Origin of the sequence: Alcaligenes sp. Lyrl_28, assembly GCF_051948705.1 — a bacterium.
GTDB classification, from domain to species: Bacteria; Pseudomonadota; Gammaproteobacteria; order Burkholderiales; family Burkholderiaceae_B; genus Alcaligenes; species Alcaligenes ammonioxydans.
Map to the genome: position 1 here is coordinate 1 of NZ_JAYJLG010000012.1, position 1500 is coordinate 1500.

General features: G+C 53.5%; 2 rRNA genes. Both read right to left on the reverse strand.

From position 1 onward, the window contains the following. Nucleotides 1-52 precede the first annotated feature (52 nt). Nucleotides 53-165: ribosomal RNA gene (gene rrf, locus VF694_RS16365) — 5S ribosomal RNA — on the reverse strand. Between the two features lie 179 nt (nucleotides 166-344). Next, a 23S ribosomal RNA gene (locus VF694_RS16370) occupies nucleotides 345-1500 on the reverse strand; the annotation flags it as partial.

Below are 1500 nucleotides of genomic sequence, written 5' to 3' on the forward strand. Positions count from 1 at the left end.
CATAAAACAAAACCCCCGCAAGGGATGCTTGCGGGGGTTTTGAGCAATAAGAGCTTGACGATGACCTACTTTCACAGACGTCCGTCCACTATCATCGGCGCAAAGGCGTTTCACAGTCCTGTTCGGGATGGGAAGGTGTGGGACCACCTTGCTATGGTCGTCAAGCGTAACTGGTTGCCAGGCCGTCTTTAGGGGACGTCCCAGCCAATTGGAAGAAGCACACTGCCAGCGATCAGTACGGATCAGCTAGCAGCGGTTACGAAGGTGTCGAGCGCGGGTTGCGCTGCACTTCAATATTACGTTCTGTGGTCAACAACTTAACTCACTACAACCTCAAGGGTTATAGGATCAAGCCACACGGGCAATTAGTACTGGTTAGCTACATGCATTACTGCACTTCCACACCCAGCCTATCAACGTCCTGGTCTCGGACGACCCTACAGGGGGGTCAAGCCCCCGGGATACCTAATCTTCAGACGAGTTTCCCGCTTAGATGCCTTCAGCGGTTATCTCTTCCGTACGTAGCTACTCGGCAATGCCATTGGCATGACAACCGATACACCAGTGGTACGTCCACTCCGGTCCTCTCGTACTAGGAGCAGGCTCCGTCAAGTATCCAACGCCCACGGCAGATAGGGACCAAACTGTCTCACGACGTTTTAAACCCAGCTCACGTACCTCTTTAAATGGCGAACAGCCATACCCTTGGGACCGGCTACAGCCCCAGGATGAGATGAGCCGACATCGAGGTGCCAAACACCGCCGTCGATATGAACTCTTGGGCGGTATCAGCCTGTTATCCCCAGAGTACCTTTTATCCGTTGAGCGATGGCCCTTCCATACAGAACCACCGGATCACTATGTCCTACTTTCGTACCTGTTCGACTTGTCAGTCTCACAGTCAAGCACGCTTATGCCATTGCACTATCAAGACGATTTCCGACCGTCTCTAGCGTACCTTCGAACTCCTCCGTTACACTTTAGGAGGAGACCGCCCCAGTCAAACTGCCCACCATGCACGGTCCCCGATCCCGATAAGGGACCTAGGTTAGAACCGCAAACAGACCAGGGTGGTATTTCAAGGATGACTCCACGCGATCTGGCGACCACGCTTCAACGTCTCCCACCTATCCTACACAGGCCGGTTCACAATCCAATGCAAAGCTACAGTAAAGGTTCATGGGGTCTTTCCGTCTAGCCGCGGGGAGATTGCATCATCACAACCATGTCAACTTCGCTGAGTCTCAGGAGGAGACAGTGTGGCCATCGTTACGCCATTCGTGCAGGTCGGAACTTACCCGACAAGGAATTTCGCTACCTTAGGACCGTTATAGTTACGGCCGCCGTTTACCGGGGCTTCGATCAAGAGCTTGCACCCCATCACTTAACCTTCCGGCACCGGGCAGGCGTCACACCCTATACGTCCACTTTCGTGTTTGCAGAGTGCTGTGTTTTTAGTAAACAGTCGCAGCCACCGATTCACTGCGGCCTCTTCATGCT